The organism is Burkholderia sp. Z1 (genome assembly GCF_014893795.1).
Lineage (GTDB): Bacteria > Pseudomonadota > Gammaproteobacteria > Burkholderiales > Burkholderiaceae > Burkholderia > Burkholderia theae.
In genome coordinates, this window is record NZ_JACFYL010000002.1 from 2,664,395 (window position 1) to 2,681,707 (window position 17,313).

The following is a 17,313-nucleotide window of genomic DNA, read 5'->3' on the forward strand; positions in this document are numbered from 1 at the left end:
CGAACCGCTCCGCAACAGTGAATAAACGAGATTATTGAATCCAAACATTCCGATATTTAATTTGCGGTTTATCCTCTAAACTTGTTCATGGCAATTCGCTGACCTGCGCTTGCCGAAGCACTTCAATTCTCCGACTCATTAAATCAATCAAGGAGTTTGAAATGTAAGCCGCCCCAATTTCATCGGGAACCACACCGTCGATTCGTGTCGACGCGATCAGTGGGGGCTCGACGACCGAGTGGTGCTGGGATGGTGATGGCTGAACGCGTGGCGGATATACGGGTTCCTGATCGAGCGTGCCTGGGGCGCAAAGGATTTGCGCCACGATCGGCGCAATGCGAGCATATTCTCGCATTGCGCTGCTTTTTAATTCGCTCCACATTGATTGCATCAATTCATCGCCACATGGAACCGAAATTAAAAATGACGACCTCCCGACATCCGCTTTTCAACCAAAAATCGACCGCCTTTTTATTTACTCAAAAGACGATTAAATCGCACAAGCAAACGACGCAGCGTCCAGTGCGCCGTGCAGTTGTCGCTTTTTTTCATTTTCAGCCTGCCATTGCCGGGCGGTGACGCGAACGGTGCAATGCCTGCCGATTACCCGATCTCCCTCAACGTCCCCAGCAGCACCTTCCTGCAACTCGCCACCATCTGCGCTTCCGGGTCGCGATAGTCGGTGAGCAGCCACGCCGCGCCGACGTTCGTCATCGCGCCGACGAGCGCGAGCCCGATCAGCCGCTGCTCGGTGCGCTCCGCGGGCGTCGTCGCTTCGCCCGGCGCGCCGATCGCCATGATCAGCTTGCCGAAGTCGATCAGCATGCGCTGGTAGGTCATGTCGGTGTCCGGGCTCACGCCCATCACCTCGAGCAACAGCACGCGCGCCGCGCACGGGTCGCGCAGGAACGCGAAGAACGCGGCAAGCCCCGCGTCGACGCTCTCGCGCAGATCGCCGCCGCGCGCGGCGACCGCCTGTGCGACCGCGTCATGCAGTTGTTGCGCGTGATGCAGGTAGGTGCAGCGCAGCAAATCCTCGGTGCTGGCGAACGCCGCATAAAAATAGCGATCGTTCAGCTTCGCTTCCTGGCAGATCGACCGCACGGTCGCCTTGCGGAACCCGACCGTGCCGAACACGCGCGTCGCCGCGCGGATCAACGCATCGCGCCGCTCGGCGGCACGCACCTCGGGCGCCACGCCGCCATACGACCGGCCCCGTTTTTCCGTTTCGAGTGCTTTCTCCATTCCGCTATTTGACATCAGGACACCCGAAAACTAAAGTGGTGACGACCAACACCACAATAGACGCGCCGCTGGCGCAGCGCAAGCGGAACGGGAGGAACGACGGATGAAGGGGTTTTCCGGGAAAGTCGCCGCGATCACGGGCGCCGGTTCGGGCATGGGCCGCAGCCTCGCGGTCGAGCTCGCGCGGCGCGGCTGCGCGGTCGCGCTCGCCGACGTCAACGATGTCGGGCTCGCCGGCACGGCGGCCGCCTGTGCGCAGCACGGCGTGCGCGTGAGCACGCGGCGGCTCGACGTCGCCGACCGCGACGCGGTGTTCGCGTGGGCCGAATTCGTCCGCGCCGAACACGGCAAGGTCAACCTGGTCTTCAACAACGCGGGGGTGTCGCTGGCCGCCAGCGCCGAGACCGCGCGCATCGCCGATCTCGAATGGATCGTCGGCATCAACTTCTGGGGCGTCGTGCACGGCACGCAGGCGTTCCTGCCGCATCTGCGCGCGTCGGGCGACGGGCACGTCGTCAACACGTCCAGCCTGTTCGGGCTCGTCGCGATGCCGACGCAAAGCGCGTACAACGCAACCAAGTTCGCGGTGCGCGGCTTCACCGAGGCGCTGCGGATGGAGCTCGAACTCGACGGCGCGCCGGTGAGCGCGACCTGCGTGCATCCGGGCGGCGTCGCGACGAACATCGTCGACGCGAGCCGCGTCGATACCAGCATCCACGCGCTCACGGGCCAGGACGAAGCGACCCATCGCCGGCAGGCGAACCGCCTGATCAACGCAACGACGGCCGACGATGCCGCGCGGCAGATTCTCGCGGGCGTCGAGCGGAATGCGCGCCGCGTGCTCGTCGGCGCCGACGCGCGCCGTCTCGACCGGATCGCACGCGTGCTCGGCGCCGGTTACCAGCGGCTGATGCTGCGCTACGTGCGCCGCGCCCGCGCACGCAACCTCGAACGCACCCACGCCCCGGCCGCACTCCCGACCACGCCGACCAAGGATCCCGCATGACCTCGACGACGACCGACCGGCGCGACGCGCCGCCCGCCCCCGGCGCCCGCCGCGACGACGGCGACAACCGCGACCTCGACGTGCTGATCGTCGGCGCCGGCCTGTCCGGCATCGGCGCCGCGTACCACCTGAAGCAGCGCTGCCCGCATGCGAGCGTCGCGATCGTCGAGGCGCGCGAGGCGAGCGGCGGCACCTGGGACCTGTTCCGCTATCCGGGCGTCCGTTCGGATTCCGACATGTTCACGCTCGGCTACAGCTTCCGCCCGTGGCATAGCGACAAGGCGATCTCGGACGGCCAGACGATCCTCGACTACATCCGCGACACCGCACGCACCTACGGCATCGACAAGACGATCCGCTACGGCCAGAAGGTCGTCGCGGCCGACTGGGATTCGAACCGCGCGCGCTGGACGGTACGCATCGAGCGCACGCGCGACGGCGCGGCCGACACACTCGTCTATACCTGCCGTTTCCTGTTCATGTGCAGCGGCTACTACGACTACGACGCCGGCTACCGGCCCGACTGGCCCGGCATGGACACGTTCGAGGGCAAGCTCGTGCATCCGCAGCACTGGCCGAAGGATCTGTCATACGCGAACCGGCGCGTCGTCGTGATCGGCAGCGGCGCGACGGCCGTCACGCTCGTGCCGTCGATGGCGACCGACGCGCAGCACGTGACGATGCTGCAGCGCTCGCCGACCTACATCGTGTCGCTGCCCGCACGCGACAAGATCGCGAACGCGCTGCGCCGCGTGCTGCCGTCGCGGCTCGCGCACCGGCTCGTGCGTGTGAAGAACGTGCTGCTGACGATGTACCTGTACAACGTGTCGCGCCGCAAACCCGATCAAACGAAGAAGTTCATCATCCGCGCGGCCGGCAAGCAGCTCGGCCCCGGCTTCGACGTCGCGAAGCACCTGACGCCACGCTACATGCCGTGGGACCAGCGTGTGTGCCTCGTGCCGAACGGCGACCTGTTCAAGTCGATCCGCGCGGGCCGCGCGTCGATCGTCACCGACGAGATCGAGCGCTTCACGCCGACCGGCCTCAAGCTGAAGAGCGGCCAGCAGCTCGACGCGGACGTGATCGTCACCGCGACCGGGCTGAAGGTGAAGATGCTCGGCGGCGCGCGTGTCACGGTCGACGGCCGCGCGGTCGACCTGCCCGACACCGTGTCGTACAAGGGGATGATGTACAGCGACGTGCCGAACCTCGCGTCGTCGTTCGGCTACACGAACGCGTCGTGGACACTGAAGGCCGAGCTGATCGCGCGCTACGTGTGCCGGCTGCTCAACCACATGCGCGCGAACGGTTACGACACGTGCGTGCCGCGGCTCGGGGCCGGCGATCTCGGCGACGTGCCGGCCGTCAACCTGAGCTCGGGTTACATCCAGCGCGCGGCCGGCATCCTGCCGAAGCAGGGCCACCGCAAGCCGTGGAAATTCCATCAGAACTACGTGCTCGATCTCGCATCGCTGAAGTTCAGCGCGCTCGCCGATTCGGCGATGCATTTCGAACGCCGCGCGAAAGCCGGCCCGGCCGCCACCGCGCCGGTTGCCGAACCCGCACTCGAAACCCGGTGAGACCGACATGACCCATACGCTTCATCTGATCCAGAACGTGCTGCTCGGCGTCGTCGCGGTGCTCGCCGCGCTCGTGCTGTTTTCCGGTTATGTGGCCCGTCGCGTGACGCGCGCATTTCCGCCCGAAGGCCGTTTCGTCGACATCGGCGGCGACCGCATCCACTACGTCGAATACGGCAACGGCCCGCCGATCGTGTTCGTGCACGGGCTCGCGGGGCAACTGCGCAACTTCGCATACCTGCCGCTCACGCGGCTCGCGCAGCAGCATCGCGTGATCCTCATCGACCGGCCCGGCGCCGGCCGCTCGATCCGCGGCGCGGGTTCGCAGGCGAACGTGTTCGCGCAGGCCCGCACGGTCGCCGCGTTCATCGACGCGCTGCGGCTCGACAAGCCCGTGCTCGTCGGCCATTCGCTCGGCGGCGCGATCGCGCTCGCGGTCGGCCTCAACCACACGGACCGCGTGAGCCGGCTCGCGCTGATCGCGCCGCTGTCGCACCAGCAGCCCGAGCCGCCGGCGCCGTTCCGGCCGCTGATGCTGCCGTCGCCGCTCGTGCGCCGTTTCGTGTCGTGGACCTTCGCGATCCCGCTGACGATCCTGACCGGCCGCAAGGCCGTGCGCCAGGTGTTCGCGCCGGAAGACGTGCCGCGCGACTTCCCGGTCAAGGGCGGCGGGCTGCTCGGCATGCGGCCGCACGTGTTCTATGCGACGGCGACCGACCTGCTGTCGGCGCCCGCCGACCTGCCCGCGATGGAGCGCCGCTACGCGGACCTCGCGCTGCCGGTCGACGTGCTGTACGGCCGCGCCGATCCGATCCTGAACTGGCGCGAGCACGGCGACGCGCTGGCGAAGAAATCGGCGCGCGTGCGGCTGATGGTCGTCGAAGGCGGTCACATGCTGCCGATCACGATTGCCGATGCGACGGCCGACTGGCTGCTCGAAGTCGCCGCCGCGCCGGCCGATGCCGCCGCGCAAGCGGCGCGTGTCGAGCACTGAGCACCAAGCACCAAGCACTAAGCACTAGGCACCAGGCCGGAACGAAACGAGGCCTGATCCCGTGCCGGACCGCCGGCGCTGCGGCGGAATCAGGCTTCGTCGTCGGGCACCGACAGCCCGAGATCCGAGATCACCTCGCGCGCGCTGCGGAATGCCTCGACCGCGGCCGGCGCGCCCGCGTACAGCGCGCTGTGCAGCAGCACCTCGCGGATCTCGACGAGGCTCGCGCCGTTGTTGAGCGCTCCGCGAATATGACCTTTCAGTTCCGTGCTGCGGCCGAGCGCCGCCAGCATCGCGCACGTGCACAGGCTGCGTGTCTTCAGGTCGATCCCGCCCCGCTGCCACGTGCTGCCCCACGCGTGTTCGTTCAGCCAGTTCTGCAGCGGCCGCGAAAAACCGTCGAGATCGCGCATCGCGCGCTCGACGAACGCCTCGCCCATCACGTCGATCCGCCGCGCCTTGCCGTATTCCCTGTCCTGTTCGCTCATGTCGGTGTCCTGTGTGAGGTCGTGACCGTTTCGGCGGCGCCGGCGGCCGGGAGATTTCGCGCCATGTTCACGGGGCCGGCGCGTTTCGTCAAAGACGCGGCCCTCGGTTCGCGGCCGATCGCGTGACGCGATGTCGAACGCTACGTAACATTGCGCCGCGCGTTACGGCGGCTCACGGGAACATCGCCCTGTACGCACTGACGCACCTTACGCGCCGGCCGCGCGAAACCGTCATTCATGCGTTTAAATCGCGTTGATATTCCCGATTTTCGCAACAAAGCGCGACACCGTTTCGCGGAACCTGTCGTGGCGCGGAATTTGCAGTGCAGGCTTGGACACACTTCCAATGTCGAGGCCAACATGCACAACATTTTCAAGAAGACGACGGTAACGATGGCCGTCACGTCGCTGCTCGCGCTATATGGTTGCGGTTCGGTCGACGGACCGACGACCCCGCCGACGATCAAGCCGAGCACGTCGGGGACGGGCGGCAGTTCGGGGACTTCCGGCACGTCGGGCGGCGGTTCGTCGGGGACGTCGGGGGGCGGTAGTTCGGGGACTTCGGGTACGTCGGGGACTTCGGGTACGTCGGGTACTTCCGGCACCTCGGGTACGTCTGGCACCTCGGGTACGTCTGGCACCTCGGGCACTTCCGGCACGTCGGGTACTTCCGGCACCTCGGGCACCTCCGGCACTTCGGGCACCTCCGGCACTTCGGGCACTTCCGGTACGTCGGGTACGTCTGGCACCTCGGGCACTTCCGGCACGTCGGGCACTTCCGGCACCTCGGGCACTTCCGGCACCTCGGGCACTTCCGGCACCTCGGGCACCTCGGGCACTTCCGGTACCTCGGGTACTTCCGGTACCTCGGGTACTTCCGGCACCTCGGGTACTTCCGGTACCTCGGGTACCTCCGGCACGTCGGGCACTTCCGGTACCTCGGGTACTTCCGGCACCTCGGGTACTTCCGGCACCTCGGGTACTTCCGGCACCTCGGGTACTTCCGGTACCTCGGGCACTTCCGGCACCTCGGGTACCTCCGGCACGTCGGGCACTTCCGGTACCTCGGGTACTTCCGGTACCTCGGGCACTTCCGGTACGTCGGGTACCTCTGGCACGTCGGGCACTTCCGGCACCTCGGGCACTTCCGGTACGTCGGGTACCTCTGGCACGTCGGGCACTTCCGGCACCTCGGGTACCTCCGGCACCTCGGGTACTTCCGGCACCTCGGGTACTTCCGGCACCTCGGGCACTTCCGGCACCTCGGGTACGTCTGGCACCTCGGGTACCTCCGGTACGTCGGGTACTTCCGGCACCTCGGGCACCTCCGGTACGTCGGGTACTTCCGGCACCTCGGGCACCTCCGGCACCGGCGTCACCCCGCTCGGCAATGTCCTCCAGAAATCCGGCAACCTTGTGACGGCACTCGGCACGACGGTCGCGAACGGCGGCGCGCAGATCGGCGGCGTGCAGATTCCCGGCACGAACCCGACGACGGCCACCAGCATCGGCAACGCGGTCACGAGCCTCGGCAACGGCGTGCAGTCGCTCGGCAACGGTGTCGCGGCCGGCCTCGGCTCGATCGGCGTGTCGGCGAACCCGCTCGGACCGACGCTGACGTCGACCACCGGCCTGCTGACCGGCGCCGGCGGCACGGTCAACAACCTCGGCAACGCGGTGAAGAGCCTCGGCTCGGGCCCGCTGTCGCCGCTGTCGCCCGTGACGACGCTCGTCGGCGATCTCGTCAACACCGTCGGCGGCGCCGTCAACTCGACCGCGTCCGGCCTCAACACGGCGCTGAACAGCTCGCCGGTCCAGCAGCTCGAGACGCAGGTCGGCAAGGTGATCAACCCGATCACGAACACGCTGACCGGCGGCGTCACGACACCGGGCGCCACGCAGACGCTCGGCGGCGTGACGCTGCTCGGCACGCCGCTCAACGGCCTGTTGAGCACGCTCGGCAACGGCCTCGCCACCGCCGGCACGAAGGTCGGCGGCGCGACCGACAATCCGCTCGGCGCGGGTCTCGGCGGCGTCGTGGCCCAGCTCGGCAATACGGTGACGTCCACCGGCGGCCTCGTCCACGACAACAACGCAGGCAGCTCCAGCAGCGGCACGGGCGGCAGCAACCCGCTCGCCCCGATCACGGGCCTGCTCGGCACGCTGACGGGCGGGCTCGGCGGCGGCAGCTCGAGCGGTTCGGGCGGCACCAGCGGCACGAGCGGCGGCCCGCTCGGACCGGTCACGGGCCTGCTCGGCTCGCTGACCGGCGCACTCGGCGGCCTCGGTTCGAGCGGCACCAGCGGGACCGGCGGCACGAGCGGCACCGGCGGCGGCCCGCTGGCACCGGTCACCGGCCTGCTCGGTACCGTGACGGGTGCACTCGGCGGCCTCGGCTCGGGCGGCACCAGCGGAACCGGCGGCACGAGCGGAACGGGTGGCTCGGGCGTCGGCGGCCTGCTGGCGCCGGTCACCAACCTCGTCAACTCGCTGACGCCGCTCGGCGCAAGCCTCACCGGCACGGTCACGACGCCGGGCGGCAACGTGACGGGCACCCTCGGCGGCCTGCTGACGAGCGGCCCGGTCGGCACGCTGACGGGCGCGCTGACGACGCCGGCCGGCGGCGCCGGTGCCGGCGCGACGGTCACCCCGAGCGGCGCGGCCGGCACCGTGACGACACCGGCCGGCAGCGGCACCGTGGCGGCCGGCCTGACCGGCAGCTCGAACGGCGGTGCCGCGGGTGGTGCAGCCAACCTGCTGTCGCCGGTGACGAACCTCCTCGGCGGTCTGCTGGGCGGCGGCACCAAGAAGTAACGTCTTACCTACCAGAACCACAGGCCAATGGCCGGGCACGCATCAATACAAAGCCCGGCCGACGGCCGGCGTCACCCGCCAAGCGGGGGCGCCGGCCCTCATCCCGACGAGGATCCGATCATGAATTCCACGCTCGACGGCATCGCCGCGGTCCAGGACCGCCCGCCCCGTTCCGCCACACCGTTCCGTGCCGGCCTGCTCGGCATCACGGCCGGGCTCCTCGCGCTGTGGTTCACGCGCGATCAGCCGGCCCTCGACGCCGCGACGCGCGCGATCATCGCGAGCCTCGCGATCATCGGCACGATCGCGGTGCACGAAATCCTCATCTCGCGCGTCTACCTGCGCCCGAGCGCGGGGCTGTCGCGCCAGGCCGTGCGGCCGCTTAGCCTCGCGCGCGTCGCGACACGGCTCGGCGCGCTCACGTCGATCTACGCGGGCATCGGGATGCTGTACTGGCTGCTGCCCGAATATCACGGCGATTTCTACCTGCCGTTCTGGTCGCTGCTGCGCGCGCTCGCGCCGTACGTGATCGTCGCCGCGCCGTTCTATTTCATGTGGATGGACCGCCATCAGCGCGAAACCGACGACGCGTACCTGCTGTGGGGCCGCTTCCTGTTCCGCCGCGAGAAGCCCGCGAGCTGGCAGCCGGTGCGCGAGATGCTCGCCGGCTGGGGCGTGAAGACGTTCTTCCTGCCGCTGATGACCGTCTATCTGTCGAAGGACGCCGATCATCTGACCGCGTCGCTCGCGCACGCGATGAGCGCGCCGATGTCGCTCGCGACCTTCACGTTCATGTACGACCTGTCGTTCACGATGGACCTGATGTTCGGCACCGTCGGCTATCTGTGCACGTTCCGCATCCTCGACAGCCACGTGCGCACGGTCGAACCGACGGCACTCGGCTGGGGCGCCGCGCTGATCTGCTACCAACCGTTCTGGTCGCTGATCTCGGGCCACTACATCCGCTACGAAGGCTCGCTGTTCTGGGACAACTGGCTGCTGTCCGCGCCGACGCTGCGCGTGATCTGGGGCGCGCTGATCATCCTGTTGCTGCTGACGTACGCGCTGTCGACGATCTCGTTCGGGCTGCGCTTCTCGAACCTCACCCATCGCGGGATCATCACGTCGGGCCCGTACCGCTTCACGAAGCATCCGGCATACATCACGAAGAACCTGTCGTACTGGATGGTGTCGGTGCCGTTCGTCGAGCCGCTCGGCTGGCAGATCGGGCTCATGCACTGCGCCGCGCTGGTCGCGGTCAACCTGATCTATTACCTGCGCGCGAAGACGGAAGAACGCCACCTGATGCGCGACCCCGACTATCGCGCGTATGCCGAATGGATCGCTGAGCACGGGCTGTTCGCGCGGATCAGGCAGGCGTTCGGGGTGCAGCAGCCGGCCTGACGCATCGGCCGGAGGCCGGGGCGGCGCGCAAGTGTCGACGTTTCGCCGGCCCCGGCGCACAATGGCGCTCCCCGACGGACGGTGCGCGATTCGAACGATGAACGGCAAAACGATACGACCGGCTACCACCGGCGACGCGGCGATCGTCGCGCGCATCCTCTCCGATGCAATCGCGTTCAAGATCGCCCACGACGACATGGCATGGGGACACCGCTCACGAACCAAGCGCGACGTGCTGCCGATGCTCGACGACGGCAATGTTCACATCGTCGAGCAGGACGGCGTGGCCGCCGCGATCTTCATGCTGACGTGGCAGGACGAAGAGTACTGGGGGCCGCAGGACCCGGTCGCCGGCTACGTGCACCGGCTCTCGGTGCGTGACGGCTTCCACGGCCACGGGCTCGGTCGCCACGCGATCGACTGGTGCGCCGATCAGGTGCGCGCGCGCCGGCGCCCGTTTCTGCGGCTCGATTGCGATCCGCGCAACGCGCGGCTGTGTGCGTACTACGAGGCGCTGGGGTTCGTGCGCGTGTCGCTGCGGCCGATGGCGAGCGGGTATATCGCGTCGCTTTACGAGCGCGCGGTGGCGAGCTGACGGTCACGCTCGCGCAACACGTGCTGGCGTGCGTGGCAACCATGCACCCGCCGCCCTCCGAACGCGCCGTGTTCGCGCGCATCGAGCATCGCCGCACGCAGCTCCGTTGCGGCCAATTGTCGCGAAACAACGCTTTTCTCCGCTTTTCGTCGCTTTTCCCCGCCAGTCCGATTGCCCAGCTCGATCGCCTGGCGTATGGTTCCGGCCGTCCGCGTGCGCCCCGTCGCCCGGACACCCGACCGTCGTCCCGCACGACGGCCGCGCGGGCCGTGCCCGCCGCTCACCGTCTCCGCGATGCCGCCCGCCGGCGCCGCGCATTCATGAGGAAAGAGGCGTGATCCACAAAGTCCTGATCCTGTTCGCACTCTGCATCGCGGGCCTCGCCGCGATCGCCGCCGGTTTCCAGCACATCCCCAGCTGATTCGCGGCCCCGGCTCGCTTCGCCGAGCCCGGGGGCCGCACCCATTCCTCTCCCTTTTTGCGATGAACCCCTTTCTCGAACCGCCCGGGACGGGCGACCTTTGCCATGCGCATCGACGTACAGCATTCCCAGCACGACATCGACGATGAACTCGACACGCTCCACGCACGCCTCCACCAGCCGGGCCATCGCCTGCACGGCCTGCCGGCCGTCGCGCTCGGCCGCTCGGGCCTGATCGTTCGCCACCGCGAGGCGGACGGAGAATACTTCCTGTACATCGAGGATCCGGCCGCGCGCCAGCTCGCCGGCTACACGGTGTTCAACCGCCTTCCCGAAATCCCGCGCCGCGCGGACCGCTACCTGCGCGCGCCGCATACGCGGCTGCGCGGCTCGTCGCAACGCCAGGGCCTCGCGACGACGCTGTATCGCTGGGGGCTCGACGCGGGCCTGTGCCTGATCAGCGGCGCGCGCCAGTCGGTCGGCGCCGCGCAGCTGTGGACCACGCTCGCGCTGGATTACCGGCACGGCTTCGTCGATATCGAGGGCCGCGCGCTGCGCTATCTCGGCGAAACCGTCGCCGACGACGTGCACGGCGCGCTGCATACGCGGCGGCTGTTGCTCGGCAACGGATGGGGAATCGGCGCATTCGCACGCGCGGCCGGGATGGCCGACGCCGATCGAACGCCGATGCGATAATCCGTCCGGTCCGCGTGACGCGGCTGCGCACCACGCCAACCGAAACGCCCATCGATGACCACCGATCCCCGAACCGACGCCGACCGCCGCATCGACATCGTCGCCCTGTGCGGCAGCCTCCGGTCGCAGTCGTACAACGCCGCGCTGCTCGATGCAGCCGCGCACGTCGCGCCGCGCGGCATGCGCATCACGCGCTTCGATCGCCTCGGCGAATTCCCGCTGTTCAATCCCGATGCCGAATTTCCGTCGCCCGCCGCCGTGCGCGACCTGATCGATCGCCTGAACGCGGCCGACGGCGTGCTGATCGCGAGCCCGGAGTACGCGCACGGCGTAACCGGCGTGATGAAGAACGCGCTGGACTGGGTCGTGGGGTGCGAAGCCGTCGTCCACAAGCCGGTCGCGGTGCTGAATGCATCGCCGCGCGCAACGCATGCGAACGCAGCGCTGCGGGAAACGTTATCCGTGATGTCGGCGCACATCATCGAGCCCGCGTCGATCACGCTGCCGATCCTCGGGAGTCAGCTCGACGCCGCGGGCATCGCCGCGCATCCGCCGTTCGCGTCGGCGCTGGCCGAAGCATTGCAGGCGCTCGGCGCGGCGATAACCGAAGGCGAGCCGCCGCACTGACGTTGCGCATCCGGCAACGCATCGCAGTCCCAATGAATCGGACATTGCGCCTGTCGACAGGCGCAATGTCCGGCCCGAATCATCGTCCGCGATAGATCGGATTGTCGCGGGTAATCGAACCCGATTCGCTCGCGGTCGGCGACATCGTCCCGTATCCGCTCGCATCGGCGGCCGACGTACCGGTCGAGCCGATCTTCGTCAGCGCTTCCGCCAGTCGCGCCGGATAGTGCGGATCTTCACCCGTCTGACGGTAGCCGGCCGCGTGCAGTGCGGCCAGCTCGGCCGTGACCTCCGCGCGCGTCACGGTGGACTGCGGCGCGGCCCATGCGGAAACGGAAGCGGTCGCGGCAACCGTCGCGAGAACATACAGTGCAAGCTTGTTCATCTGATCTCTCCTGAGCATCGACGACGTTGTCGATGGAGAGTGAGTCGACCCGCGAGCGCAAAGATGACACGCGTCGACGAAATTTTTTCGACGTCGCGTCCGACGCGAACGGCATACGCATATGAATGCCGACCGACTGTCAGATTTCGACGGCTCGCGCGACTACAAGGTCGTGGCCACGCGCCACCCTCTGTTCTCGTTCAAAGGGTCCGATATGAAAAGCAGAATCTGGATACTGATCGCGTCGCATCTCGCGACGGGTCTCGTTGCATTCGCAGCGGGCATCTACGTGCTCCCGATCCTGACGGCATCGGAAGGCGCAAGCGCCGTCGAACTGCAAGTGGCCGCCGAAAACACCCGACATACCGGCCGCTTCGAACGCGACCTGCCGGGAAGCGATCCGCTGCACTGGGCCAACGGCAAGCTGACGATCACCGACTCGTCGATCGCCTTCGAAGGCGACATCGCGCCGGGGCCCGACTACAAGATCTATCTCGTTCCGGAATTCGTCGACACGCGAGCGTCGTTCCTCGCGATCAAAGCGCGTGCCGCACGCGTGGGCGACCTGAAGACCTTCGGCAATTTCATCGTGCCGCTTCCCGACGACGTGAATCCCGCGCAATACACGACGGTCGTGATCTGGTGCGAGCGCTTTTCGAAATTCATCAGCGCGGCCCGGTATCAAAGCGCAACGACGTCGGGCCTGGTGGCGATGTAATTGCCCCGGCTGCAATGGTGCGAGGTCGTGCTACCGGCTCTTGCTCCGCGTGCCCTTCTTCACCACCTTCGCGCGCGGTGCTTCCTTCTCGGGCTGCGCGCCGCCGCCGGCGAGATCCTCGAGCCACGCGAGCGCATCGACGTACGACAGGAACTGTTGCAGATAGGCCGGCGACAACTCGCGCATCGTCGCCAGCGAGCGGTGCACGAGGCTGTTCGAATTGAGCGGCCCCGCATTGCGCGGCACCTGGTCGAGCGACTGGCGATACTGCTGTTCCGTGCGGACTTTCGACCACATCGTGCGGAAGTAGTCGACCAGCTCGGGATCGAGCCCGCGCCGGTCGGCCTGCGCATCACGCGCGAGCCGATCGACGAGCCCGGCAAGCGCGCCGCGCGGCGGCGCATCTGCCGCGGCTTCCGCCGTCTCGCTCACTACCGCTGCGTCATCGGCCCGCGCGACGACCGCCGCAAAACCTTCGATCAGCGTCGCCAGCCGCGCGTCGAGCAACCCGCGCGCGTCGCCATCGAGTGCGGCCGCGCGCCGTTCGAGTGCGTCGATCCGGTGAAAGCGCACGGGATCGAGCCGATCCGCGCCCTGCTCGCGCCATGCGTCGAGCGTCGCGCGGGCGTGCGTCGCGTCGCCCGTCACTGCGCCTTCCCTCCGTTCGATGCGCTCTTGCGCGGCACCGGCGCGATCTCCACGCGGCGGTTCTTCGCGCGGCCTTCATCGTCCGCATTCGAGCTGACCGGCTGTTCGGAGCCGAACGCGGCCGCGAACACCGACGGCGCCGGCACGCCGGCATCGATCAGCGCACGCGTGACGGTCAGCGCGCGCTTGGCCGACAGTTCCCAGTTGTCCGCGAACTGGCGGTTGCCGGCATGCACCTGCTGGTCGTCGGCAAAGCCGCTGATCATCAGGATCTCGTCGCGCGTCTTCAGGTAGGCGGCCAGCGGCCCGGCCAGCGTCTTGAGCAGGTCACGGCCCGCGGGCTGCAACTGGTCGGAGTTCAGCGCGAACAGCACGTTGCCGCTGATGCCGATACGGCCGTTCACGAGCGTCACGCGGCCGGCCGCGAGCGGCCCGGCGAGCGCCTGTTCGAGCGACTTGCGCTGCTGCGCTTCCTGCTGGCGCGCGCGCACGGCTTCCTCGAGCTTCGACGTGAGCTGAAGCTGCATGCCGATCACGCCGACGAGGATTAGCACGAACGCGCCGAGCAGCACCGACATCAGGTCGGCGAACGCGGGCCACACCGGCGCGGATGGCGCGCCGCCGTCGATTTCGTCGTGCATGCGTTACGCTCCGACGGGCGCCCGCCGGCCGGCGAGCTGCTGCAGATCCTCGACGATCTGCTTCTGCGACATCATGCTCAGGTCGATCACCTCGCGCGCTTGCGCGACGTAGTACTCGAGCTGCTCGTCGCTGCGCGCGAGCGATTTCTCGAGCGCGGCCTCGATGCGCTGCAGATGGTTCAGCAGCTTGTCGTTCGATTCGCCGAACACCTGCACGGCCATCCCGAACGCATCGCCGAGGCTCGCGACCTCGACGGCGCCCGCGGTGACCTGCGCGGCCACCGAGTCGAGCTTGCGCGTTTCGGCATCGACGGTGTCGTTGAAGCGCGCGCCGACACGGTCGAGCAGGTCGGCCGACGTGCTGACGAGCGCGTCGATCGCGGTGCGCTGTTCGGTCGACGCGTGATTGACCGCGCCGAGCAGCGTTTCGAGCGTCGCGAGCAGGCGGCTGCGTTCCTCGAGCGTCGCGGTATCGCGCACCATGCTGTCGGACAGGCGCTGGCGCAACTCGGCAACGACGTCGGCCGCGGCCTTCGGCGCCTCCGACGCGGCCTGCACGAGGCGCGCGATCTCGTTGATCGTGTCGCTTGCATGCACCTGCGCCTGCGCGGTGATGTCGTTCGCGGTGCGGGCCAGCGTGTCGCAGATGTCCTGCTGGCGCGTCGCGGCCTGCGCACTCGTCTGCGCCCATTCGTCGCGCAGCGCGGCCGCCATCGCGGCGAGCGAATCGTTCCACGCGGACAGGCGCTGTTCGTCGCGTGCGGCGAGTTGCGTCTGCAGGCCCGTGTGCGAATCGCGGATCGTCGTCAGCAGGTCGTTCGACCGTTGTTCGAAGGTCGTTGCCTGCGAGGTGAGATCGCGTGTCGTTTGTGCGAGCGCATCGCAGATTTCCTGCTGGCGGCCCGCGCTATGCACGCCTGCACGCTGCCATTCGTCGCCGAGCTTCGTCGCCATCGCAGCCAACGAGTCGTTCCACGCGGACAGGCGTTCTTCGTCGCGTGCGGCGAGTTGCGTTTGCAAGCCCGTATGCGAATCGCGGATCGTCGACAGCAAATCGTTCGAACGTTGTTCGAAGGTCGTTGCCTGCGCGGTGAGATCACGCGTCGTTTGCGCGAGTGCGTCGCAGATTTTCTGCTGACGGCCGGCGCTATGCACGCCCGCGCGTTGCCATTCGTCGCCAAGCTTCGTGGCCATCGCGGCCAGCGAATCGTTCCACGTCGACAGGCGTTCTTCGTCGCGTGCGGCCAGTTGTGTTTGCAGGCCCGTGTGCGAATCGCGGATCGTCGACAGCAGGTCGTTCGAGCGTTGTTCGAACGTTGAAGCCTGCGTGGTGAGATCGCGGGTCGTTTGTGCGAGTGCGTCGCAGATTTCCTGCTGACGGCCGGCGCTATGTACGCCCGCACGCTGCCATTCGTCGCCGAGCTTCGTCGCCATCGCGGCCAGCGAGTCGTTCCACGCGGACAGACGTTCTTCGTCGCGCGCGGCGAGTTGCGTTTGCAAGCCCGTGTGCGAATCGCGGATCGTCGACAGCAGGTCGTTCGAGCGTTGTTCGAAGGTCGTTGCCTGTGCGGTGAGTTCACGGGTCGTTTGTGCGAGTGCGTCGCAGATTTCCTGCTGGCGGCCGGCGCTGTGCACACCCGCACGCTGCCATTCGTCGCCGAGCTTCGTGGCCATCGCGGCCAGCGAATCGTTCCACGTCGTGAGGCGCTGTTCGTCGCGCGCAGCCAGTTCGGTCTGCAGCCCCGCGTGCGACTCGCGCATCGCGGCAAGCGCCGCGCCCGAATGCCGCTCGAACGTCGCGGCGGCTTCGCCCAACGCGCGCGCATGCTGGCCGGCCAGCGTCTCGCCGACCTGCTCCTGGCGCGACAGCGCATCGCGCCATGCGTCCGACAGGCGGCCTTCGGTCGATTCGAGGCGGGTCGCGACGCCGTCGAGCAGGTCCGTCGAACGCTGCGCGAACGTGTCGGTGAACTGGCCGAGCGTCGTCTGCAGTTGCTGCGCAACGGCGTCGCCCGCGCGGCGCTGTTCATCGAGCGCGCGGTTCCACACGGCCGTCACGTTGCCGGTGGTCTTCTCGAAACCGTCCGTCAGCCCGTCGAGCTGACGCTGCACGGCGCCCGTCACGGTGTCGCGCAGCGCGGCCATCTCCTGCGCGAGCCCCGTCATCGTCGCCGCGACGACCGGTTGCAGCGCGGCACCGGCTACGCGCGCGCTTTCGGCGGCGCTTTCCTTCAGCGCGTCGCCAACGTTCGACGCAAGGCCCGCGTACGCACGCTCGGTCCGGTCGAAAAACGCCTGCTGGCTGTCGAGCTGGCGATCGTGCAGCGCGACGCTGCGCGCCTCGAGCGTCGTCATCATCGTCTGCAGCCGGTCGACCAGCGCCGGCATCACGTCGGCCTGGCGCTGCAGCAGCCGGAACGATTCGTCGCGCTGGTGCGCGGACGAGTGCACGCGCAACGTCGTCGCGATCTTCGCGTCGAGCTGCTGCGCCGCGTCGATCCGCTCGCGGCGCACGAGCGCGGACAGCAGCCCGAGCATCGCGGACGTCGCGACACCCGCGATCGACGTGCCGAACGCGAACCCGAGGCCCTTCACCGGCGCGATCAGCGACGCGCGGATCGCGTCGAGATCGGTCGCGCTTTCAAGCGCGGCGCCCGTGCCCTTCAGCGTCACGACCATCCCGAGCAGCGTGCCGAGCATGCCGAGCAGCACGAGCAGGCCGACGAGGTAAGGCGTGAGCGACGGGCCCGGCAGCGCGACGCGCGCGCCTTCGACGCGCGCACGCACGGCGCTGCGCAGGCCCGGGTGCAGCGTGTCGAGCCACGTGTCGAGCTTCGCGGGCGGCTCGGTCAGGCCGGCGACCGCGCGCGACAGCGTGGCGGTCGCCTGCCGGTAGCGCAGCAGTTCCCACGCGCCGGCGACGTAGCACGCGCCGATCAGCAGCGTGACGGCCGACGCCAGCGGGTTCGACGCGACATAGCCGACGCCGATCCAGCACACTGCGAGCAAACCGGCGACGAAGACAACGAGATCAATGCGAATTCTGGACAT

Annotated in this window: 16 protein-coding genes; 10 read left to right on the forward strand and 6 right to left on the reverse strand. The window is 68.2% G+C overall.

Annotated features, from left to right (window positions below; translation table 11 throughout):
• Positions 1–249 precede the first annotated feature (249 nt).
• Positions 250–579, forward strand: coding sequence for a hypothetical protein (locus H3H55_RS28795; protein WP_193101167.1), 330 nt, complete (start codon positions 250–252; stop codon positions 577–579).
• Between the two features lie 24 nt (positions 580–603).
• On the opposite strand, the gene H3H55_RS28800 is transcribed toward H3H55_RS28795, so the two are convergent.
• Positions 604–1,260: a TetR/AcrR family transcriptional regulator gene (locus tag H3H55_RS28800; protein ID WP_193101168.1), complete on the reverse strand. Its 657-nt coding sequence runs from the start codon at positions 1,258–1,260 to the stop codon at positions 604–606.
• 88 nt (positions 1,261–1,348) lie between these two features.
• Between H3H55_RS28800 and H3H55_RS28805 the strand changes: the two genes are divergently transcribed.
• From H3H55_RS28805 to H3H55_RS28815, 3 genes are read left to right on the forward strand one after another with little or no spacing between them, the layout of a single operon-like run.
• Complete coding sequence (locus H3H55_RS28805) at positions 1,349–2,251, forward strand: SDR family NAD(P)-dependent oxidoreductase (RefSeq protein ID WP_193101169.1); 903 nt, start codon at positions 1,349–1,351, stop codon at positions 2,249–2,251.
• Entirely contained in the window at positions 2,248–3,831 is a 1,584-nt protein-coding gene (locus H3H55_RS28810; RefSeq protein WP_193101170.1) for a flavin-containing monooxygenase, read from the forward strand. Before H3H55_RS28805 ends, H3H55_RS28810 begins: the two co-directional genes overlap by 4 nt.
• 7 nt (positions 3,832–3,838) lie before the next feature.
• Complete coding sequence (locus H3H55_RS28815; protein WP_193101171.1) at positions 3,839–4,825, forward strand: alpha/beta fold hydrolase; 987 nt, start codon at positions 3,839–3,841, stop codon at positions 4,823–4,825.
• An 89-nt stretch (positions 4,826–4,914) separates the two neighbouring features.
• Here H3H55_RS28815 and H3H55_RS28820 read toward each other — a convergent pair whose 3' ends face one another.
• Positions 4,915–5,313: a carboxymuconolactone decarboxylase family protein gene (locus H3H55_RS28820; protein ID WP_059521626.1), complete on the reverse strand. Its 399-nt coding sequence runs from the start codon at positions 5,311–5,313 to the stop codon at positions 4,915–4,917.
• 360 nt (positions 5,314–5,673) lie between these two features.
• Here H3H55_RS28820 and H3H55_RS28825 point away from each other — a divergent pair, with 360 nt between their 5' ends.
• The 5 genes from H3H55_RS28825 to H3H55_RS28845 all read left to right on the forward strand — a co-directional run bounded on the left by H3H55_RS28825 (position 5,674) and on the right by H3H55_RS28845 (position 11,870).
• Positions 5,674–8,127, forward strand: coding sequence for a collagen-like triple helix repeat-containing protein (locus tag H3H55_RS28825; protein ID WP_193101172.1), 2,454 nt, complete (start codon positions 5,674–5,676; stop codon positions 8,125–8,127).
• 120 nt (positions 8,128–8,247) lie between these two features.
• Entirely contained in the window at positions 8,248–9,531 is a 1,284-nt protein-coding gene (locus H3H55_RS28830) for an isoprenylcysteine carboxylmethyltransferase family protein (RefSeq protein WP_193101173.1), read from the forward strand.
• 97 nt (positions 9,532–9,628) lie between these two features.
• On the forward strand, positions 9,629–10,126 hold the full coding sequence (locus H3H55_RS28835; RefSeq protein WP_193101174.1) for a GNAT family N-acetyltransferase: 498 nt from the start codon (positions 9,629–9,631) through the stop codon (positions 10,124–10,126).
• A gap of 526 nt (positions 10,127–10,652) precedes the next feature.
• On the forward strand, positions 10,653–11,243 hold the full coding sequence (locus tag H3H55_RS28840; protein WP_193101175.1) for a histone acetyltransferase: 591 nt from the start codon (positions 10,653–10,655) through the stop codon (positions 11,241–11,243).
• Between the two features lie 54 nt (positions 11,244–11,297).
• A complete protein-coding gene (locus H3H55_RS28845) occupies positions 11,298–11,870 on the forward strand; it encodes an NADPH-dependent FMN reductase (RefSeq protein ID WP_193101176.1) in 573 nt (190 codons plus the stop codon).
• Between the two features lie 79 nt (positions 11,871–11,949).
• Here the strand turns inward: H3H55_RS28845 and H3H55_RS28850 are convergent, their stop codons facing one another.
• Positions 11,950–12,255: a DUF4148 domain-containing protein gene (locus tag H3H55_RS28850; RefSeq protein WP_193101177.1), complete on the reverse strand. Its 306-nt coding sequence runs from the start codon at positions 12,253–12,255 to the stop codon at positions 11,950–11,952.
• Between the two features lie 214 nt (positions 12,256–12,469).
• Between H3H55_RS28850 and H3H55_RS28855 the strand changes: the two genes are divergently transcribed.
• On the forward strand, positions 12,470–12,973 hold the full coding sequence (locus H3H55_RS28855; RefSeq protein WP_193101178.1) for a DM13 domain-containing protein: 504 nt from the start codon (positions 12,470–12,472) through the stop codon (positions 12,971–12,973).
• Positions 12,974–13,003: 30 nt separating this feature from the next.
• Here the strand turns inward: H3H55_RS28855 and H3H55_RS28860 are convergent, their stop codons facing one another.
• From H3H55_RS28860 to H3H55_RS28870, 3 genes are read right to left on the reverse strand one after another with little or no spacing between them, the layout of a single operon-like run.
• Positions 13,004–13,621 (reverse strand): DUF2894 domain-containing protein, encoded by a 618-nt coding sequence (locus H3H55_RS28860; protein ID WP_193101179.1) that lies wholly within the window; start codon positions 13,619–13,621, stop codon positions 13,004–13,006.
• The gene (locus H3H55_RS28865) at positions 13,618–14,262 is read right to left on the reverse strand and encodes an OmpA family protein (RefSeq protein WP_129516685.1); all 645 of its coding nucleotides are present in this window, start codon (positions 14,260–14,262) and stop codon (positions 13,618–13,620) included. The genes H3H55_RS28860 and H3H55_RS28865 overlap by 4 nt, the downstream gene beginning before the upstream one ends.
• Positions 14,263–14,265: 3 nt before the next feature.
• Entirely contained in the window at positions 14,266–17,313 is a 3,048-nt protein-coding gene (locus tag H3H55_RS28870; RefSeq protein ID WP_193101180.1) for a DUF802 domain-containing protein, read from the reverse strand.